Genomic DNA, 6529 nt, shown 5'->3' on the forward strand with positions numbered 1-6529 from the left:
CCCCGGCCCGAGGACCCCGCCGCCGCCACCCCCACCCGCCGCGCCAAGCCGCGCGGGACCTGAAGGCGCGGCACCGCCGCCGACCTCCCCGACCCCGGACCTCCCTCTGCGCCGACATCCGCCGCGAGCTTCACGGCCGCCACCCCCGGCCCGAGGACCCCGCCGCCGCCGCCCCCACCCGCCGCGCCAAGCCGCGCGGGACCTGAAGGCGCGGCCCGCCGGGGCGCGTTGGCCCCGCCGCGGCGATGGCCTATCCTGCCGCGATGCGCCATGCCGCCCTCCCCCGGCCGGACCACGTCGCGCTCGCCCCGGGGCTCGCGCTCCTGCGCGGCCGCGCCCATGAGATCACCGGGCCGGCCCGCCGGGCGCTCGCGCTCCTCCTCGTCGCCCGGAGCCGCGGGTCGGCGCTGTGGCTCGGCCCGCCCGGCGCCTCCGAGCAGCTGGCGGGCGACGGCGTCGCCGAGCTCTTCGAGCCCGGCCGGCTCCTGCTCGCCGCCGGCGGCAGCGACGCGGAGCTGCTCTGGGCCGCCGAGGAGGCGGCCCGCGCCGGCGCGGTCGGCCTCGTCGCGGTCGAGCTCGCCCGGCCGCCGGGGCTCACCCGCGTCCGCCGCCTCCACCTCGCGGCCGAGGCGGGCGCTCCCGGCGGCGGCGGGGCGCTCGTCCTGCTGCTGACGCCCGGCGAGGGCGGGGCGGCCGGCGTCGAGACCCGCTGGCGCGCCGACCCCGCGCCGGGCTGGGCCCGCGGCGGCGGGCCCGCCTGGCGCGTCGCCCGCCTGCACGCCCGCATGGCCCCGCCGGCCGCCTGGAATCTCCATCTCGCCGGCGAGACGCTGCGGGCCGACATCGCCCCGGTCGAGCCGGACTGAGCGCCCCGCAGGATCCGTGGTTCCTGCGGGCCAAGGGTCGCGACGTAGTGGACGCGCAGGGCGCGGCGAACGCGACCGGTCCAGCGACCGAGGCGGCGGCGGGCCGCTTCCCCCGCGACCCCGGCCGTTTCCGCGACGGCGTCGTCGGCCCGAAGACCCGGACGCCCGCCCTACTGCACGATGAACTCGGCGTGGAGCGCGCCGGCGGCCTTGATCGACTTCAGGATGTCGATCATGTCGTTGGCCGACACGCCGAGCGCATTCAGCCCGGCGATCACCTCCGGCAGCGACACCGAGGTCTCGACCAGCGCCAGCCCCGTCCCCGGCTGCTCCTCGATCGAGGCGTCGGTCCGCGGGATCACCACCGTCTGCCCGTCGGCGAACGGGTTCGGCTGCACCACCAGCGGCTCCTCCTCGACCCGCAAGGTGATCGAGCCCTGCGTCACCGCCACCCGGCTGATCCGCACGTCCTGGCCGAGGATGATCGTCCCCGAGCGCTGGTCGACCACCACGCGGGCCACCGTCGAGGTCTGCACCTCGACGTTCTCGATCTGCGCCATCAGCAGCGCCGGCCGGTCGATCCCGAAGCCCGCGAGATCGAGCCGCACCGTGCCGGCGTCGAGCATCCGCGCGATCTTCTCGCCGACGTTGCGGTTGATCGCCGCCTCGATCCGCGCCGCCGTGGTGAAGTCCGGGTTCCTGAGCGCCAGCCGCAGCTCCGCCGACTGGCTGAAGTCGAACGCCACCTCGCGCTCGACCCGTCCGCCCGAGGGGATCAGCCCCGCCGTCGGCACCCCTTGCGTCACGCTCGACGCCACGCCCTCGGCGACGATGCCGCCCGCGATGATCGAGCCCTGCGCCACCGCATAGATCTGCCCGTCCGCGGCGTTGAGCGGCGTCATCACCAGCGTGCCGCCCATCAGGCTCGACGCATCGCCGATCGCCGAGACCGTCACGTCGATCTGGCTCCCCGCCCGCGCGAAGGCCGGCAGCGTCGCGGTCACCAGCACCGCCGCCACGTTGCGCGCCCGGATCTGCTCGCCGGTGACGTTGACGCCGAGCCGCTCCAGGATGTTGACGATCGCGTCCTCGGTGAACGGCGAGTTGCGCAGGCTGTCGCCCGAGTTGTTGAGCCCCACCACCAGCCCGTAGCCGAGCAGGTCGTTGCCGCGCACCCCGTCGACGTTGACGAGGTCCTTGATGCGCACCGGCGCCGCCGCGACCGGCCCGGCGAGCCCGCCGAACCAGAGCACCAGCAGCGCGGCGAGGCAGGCGAGCAGGCGCCCCATCGTCAGCGCAGGAAGTTGGTGAAGCGCAGGTCGGCGAGCCGCGACGTCACCGTGTAGATCGACTCGAGCTGCACCTGCAGCGTCTGGTAGGTCGAGGCCGCCTTCAGCGGGTCGGTCGCCACGATCCCCGTCCGGGCCAGCTCCAGCGCGTCGCGCTCCGAGGTCCGCTCCGCCTGCGCCCGCTCCACGACGTTCTGCGACACGCCGACGCGGGCCCGCAGCGCCAGCACCTCCTCGCGCGCCTCGAGCATCCGCTGACCCGACGCCCGCAACAGCTCGAGCTGCGCGGCGCTGTCGCCGGCGAAGGCCCCGCCCGCCACCACCGCGGCCAGCGCATGCGCCTTCAGCGTCGCCACGATCTCCGGACCGTCGGCCCGCACCGCATAGTCGAGCCGCGCCCCCTCGCCGATCTCCACCGCCGCGAGGCCGGTCGTCGATCCCACATAGCCCTGGGTGAAGAAGCCCCCGCCCGGCGCGAAATAGGCCTCGATCGCCGCCACCGCGTCCGCCGCCGTCGCCGCGCCCGCGGCGAGCCCGTCGAGATCGGCGAGCAGGCTCTCCGCCGAGGCCACCGCCGGCCGGTCCGTCGCCGCGCCGGCGAAGAGCGACTGCCCGGCCACCCGCGTGTTGAGCACGCTCACCGCATCGACCAGCGCCCGTCGCGCCGTCGCGGCGTGGAGCCGCCCCGCCGAGGCGTCCGACACGCCCGTCGCCGTGGCGAGGTCGACCGCGAGGCCCTCCACCGGCCCGAGCAGCCGCCCGAAGCCCTCCTGCATGATGTCGAGCCGCATCTCGCTCAGCGTGGCGGTGTCGGTGAACACCTGGTTGCGCCCGAGCGAGCGCTCCAGCGCGAAGAGCCGCGTCAGGTTCCCCCCCGTCGCCGCGAACCGGTCCTGCTTCTCGCCGCTCGTCATCTCGACCGAGGCGGCGTCGAGCGCGGCGCGCGTGGTGAAGGCGTTCCGCTGCAGCATCTGCAGCCGGGCGAGGTCGGAGGCGTTGCCGAGCTTCATGGCGTCACTCCAGCAGCAGCTTCAGGAGGTCGTCGATGGTCGCGAGCACCCGCGCGTTGGCCGCATAGGCCTGCTCGATCAGGATCAGGTTCTGCAATTCCTTGTCCGTGTCGACGCCGATGGCGTTGGCCTCGCTGTCGGCGAGCGTCGTCTGCCGCGCCGCGAGATAGGCCTGCGTGTCCTCCGCCGTCGCCGAGCGCCCGGCGAAGAACGAGGCGATCTCCGAGGCCATCGTCGCCGCGTCGTTCGCGGCGTTCTGCGTCGTCCAGCCGCCCGGCGCCCGCGCCGTCGACATCGCGTCGGCGAGGCCCTGCAGGTAGTCCCCGAACCCCTCCGCCCCGGGCGCCGTGGCCGACAGGCCGTCGCGCAGCCGCCACGCCGCGCCGCCCTGGTTCGGGTCCACCGCCGCATTGACCTTGAGCCGCCCGGCCAGCCCGACGCCGCCCGTCCCCGCCGCATCGACGAAGAGCCCGTCGCCGCTGGCGTCGAGCGACCCCGCCGCCGCGAGGCTCTGGAACCGGTCGATCAGCTCCGCCGCATAGCGGTCCATCTCGGCGTCGACGCCCGGCACGATCTTGTCGCGGATCTCGAAGAGCGCCCCGAGCGAGCCGCCGTCGAAGGCCCCCGTCCCGGTCCCCGCCGCCACCGCCGTCGGCCCGGCCGCGCCCTGGTCCTGCATCAGCCCGCCGAGCGGCGCGCCGAGCGTCATGTCGGCGGTGATGACGTTCGGCCCCTGCTGGAACGACAGCTCCCAGACCCGCCCGTCGAGCAGCGCGCCGCCGTTCGCCGAATAGAGCGCCACCTGTCCGTTGTCGCGGTTCACCACCCGCACCGGGACGATCGACGAGATCCCGTCGATCACCCGGTCGCGCTCGTCCTGCAATCCCGAGACGTCCTCGCCCTTCATCTGAAGCGTGGTGATCTTGTCGTTGAGATCCTTCACGGACTTCAGCGCGTCGTTCACCTGCCCCACCTGCCGCGCGATCTCCGCGTCGGCCTCGGTGCGCAGGCGCTGGTTCTCCGCCGCCACCCCGTTCACCGCCTCGGCGAGCTGGCGCGCCGCGGTCACCGCGTCGGTCAGCCCGGTCAGCGACTGCGGCGAGGCCACCGCCGCCATCAGCTTCGTCTCCAGACCCGAGGCCCGCGTCGCCAGCGCCCCGGCCTCCCCCGGCTCGCCGAGCGCGTCGACGATCCGCAGATACGCCCCCGAGGTCGTCGTCGCCGCCCCGGTCGCCGCGTCCATCGCCCGCCGCTCGGCGGTGACGAAGGCGTTCTCCGTCCGGTAGGTCCCCGTCACCCGCACGCCCGAGCCGTAGCCCCCGAGCGCCAGCGACGAGAGCTCCGTCACCCGCCGCCCGAAGCCCGGCGTCATCGCGTTCGCGACGTTGTTCGACACCGTGTCGGCGAGCCGCGAGGCCCCGACCAGCCCGGTATAGGCGTTGTTCAGCGCGTTCGAGATGCCCATGGCCGCCTCCCGCCTTCAGCCTCAGCGCTTGAGGTTGGTGGTTTCCTGGAGCATCTCGTCGACGGTCTGGATGATCTTCGCGTTCGACGAATAGGCCCGCTGCGTGGTGATGAGCTGCGTCAGCTCCTGCGCGATGTCGGTCGTCGACTGCTCGCGCGAGAAGCCCTGGATCGCCCCCGTCGGCCCGTCGCCCGCGTTCCACAGGAACATCGACCCCGACAGGTCCGAGAGCCCGAAGGTCTGGTTGTCGAGCACCCGCAGGCCGTTGAAGTTCGGCACGTCCACCACCGGCACCTGATAGATCACCCGCGTGAACCCCGACGAGTACGACGCCCGCATCAGCCCGTTCTCGTCGATCGTCACCCCGGTGAACGTCCCCGCCGGCGAGCCGTCCTTGGTCACGCCGACCGGCGAGAACGTCGAGGAGAGCTGGCTCAGGTGCTGGTTCGCCCCCCCGCCCGGCGCGCCGAGCTGGATGGCGATCGGCTGGTTGCCGAGGTTGAGCGACAGATCCCCCGTCGTCGCGTCGTAGCTCGAGGTCAGCGGCGCGGTCGGCGCCCCCGTCTGCGTCACGCTGGCGATCGCGCCCGCGTTCGGCGGCGTGTCCGAGAACACGATCTGGTACGTGCCGCCCGACAGCCCCGTCACCTGGTCGGTGATCGTCATCGTCCAGGTGTTCGACTGCCCGCTCGCCGGCACCACCGGCGTGAACGACATGGCGAGCGTCTGCGAGGCCCCGAGGTTGTCGAAATACTCGACGTTGACCGGCAGCGCCGTCCCGGCCGCCCCCGCCTGCGTCTCCGTCGCCGGCAGGTTGGCGTTCAGCGTGATCGTCGAGGTCGGCTGCGCCGCGAAGGACGAGCGGTTGATCTGGATCGGCGTCAGCCCGGCGGCGCTGTCGCGCGGCTGCGCCGGGATGTTGCCGTTCAGGTCCGCCGGCCACCCCATCAGCACCAGCCCCGAGGGCGTGCGCAGGTAGCCGGCGGCGTCCGCCTCGAACGAACCCGTCGAGGTCAGGAAGAAGTCCGGCTGGCTCGCCGCCGCGCCCACGTTGGTCACCGACGACAGCGTGGTGACCGGCAGCATCCCCCGCCCGGTGATGGCGATGTCGGTGGCGTTCGCCGTGGAGGCGAGCGCCCCCTTGGCGTCGATGTCCCAGATGGCGTTGGTCTTGACGCCCCCCGCGGTGAACCACCTGCCGCCGCCCGCCGTATAGGGCGTGCGCGAATCGCTGACCGCCATCGAGGCGAAGTCCACGTCGGCGCGCTTGTATCCGTAGGTCTGTGAGTTCGCGATATTGTCGGAGATGGTGGCGAGCTTGTTCGCGTTCGCGTTGAGGCCGGAGACGCCGGCGTTCATCGACGAAGAGATGCCCATGCTCAGTCCTTCCGTGGGGATGCGGCCGTGAGGAGCGGCCGGTCGAACGGGAGATTTGGCAACGGGGGCTTAAGATCCCGTCAACGACGGTCGGGCGCGAGCTTGCGCGACGCGGCCAGCATCGGGCTCACACCATGGAACGCCTGCCGGATCCACGGGGCCCCGAGCGACCGAAGCGGGCTTGCCCGCGAGGCCCGGCGCGACAAGCGAAAGCCCGGCTTTCGCCGCGCCGACGGCTGGAGCGCGGTTGCGCGCGGAAGCCGTGAGGGGTCCAGATTTCCCCGTCGCGCGCAATCCGTCCGCGATCGCCCCGGCGAGCGCGGCAACGCGCTCGCCCCCCGAGGGGCGATCGCGGACGGATTTGCCGCGGGTCAAATCCGTCTGGCGTCACCGTCGCGACCTGCTTCCAGCCGGGCTTTGGCTCCACCGCGGGGCAGTGAATCGGCAACCAATATAATCAATATATTTCAATAGTTTAACCAAAGACCACGTTGGGACGCCCCCACCGCCCCCTCCCCCAAC

General features: G+C 73.2%; 5 protein-coding genes. 1 reads left to right on the forward strand and 4 read right to left on the reverse strand.

The window, feature by feature from the left end; all coding sequences use genetic code 11:
* The first annotated feature begins 245 nt into the window (after positions 1 to 245).
* A complete protein-coding gene (locus tag KBB57_RS19705) occupies positions 246 to 866 on the forward strand; it encodes a hypothetical protein (RefSeq protein ID WP_290754016.1) in 621 nt (206 codons plus the stop codon).
* 170 nt (positions 867 to 1036) lie between these two features.
* Here the strand turns inward: KBB57_RS19705 and KBB57_RS19710 are convergent, their stop codons facing one another.
* Genes KBB57_RS19710 through KBB57_RS19725 form a run of 4 tightly spaced genes read right to left on the reverse strand, consistent with a single transcriptional unit; the run spans position 1037 to position 6007 of the window.
* A complete protein-coding gene (locus tag KBB57_RS19710; protein ID WP_290754019.1) occupies positions 1037 to 2155 on the reverse strand; it encodes a flagellar basal body P-ring protein FlgI in 1119 nt (372 codons plus the stop codon).
* Between the two features lie 2 nt (positions 2156 to 2157).
* Positions 2158 to 3165, reverse strand: a complete 1008-nt coding sequence (locus KBB57_RS19715; RefSeq protein WP_290754021.1) for a flagellin — start codon at positions 3163 to 3165, stop codon at positions 2158 to 2160.
* Between the two features lie 4 nt (positions 3166 to 3169).
* Positions 3170 to 4630: a flagellar hook-associated protein FlgK gene (flgK, locus tag KBB57_RS19720; RefSeq protein ID WP_290754024.1), complete on the reverse strand. Its 1461-nt coding sequence runs from the start codon at positions 4628 to 4630 to the stop codon at positions 3170 to 3172.
* A 21-nt stretch (positions 4631 to 4651) separates the two neighbouring features.
* Positions 4652 to 6007, reverse strand: a complete 1356-nt coding sequence (locus KBB57_RS19725) for a flagellar hook protein FlgE (protein WP_290754026.1) — start codon at positions 6005 to 6007, stop codon at positions 4652 to 4654.
* Positions 6008 to 6529: the final 522 nt, after the last annotated feature.

Origin of the sequence: Amaricoccus sp. (assembly GCF_017993425.1) — a bacterium.
In the GTDB taxonomy this organism is placed as follows: domain Bacteria; phylum Pseudomonadota; class Alphaproteobacteria; order Rhodobacterales; family Rhodobacteraceae; genus Amaricoccus.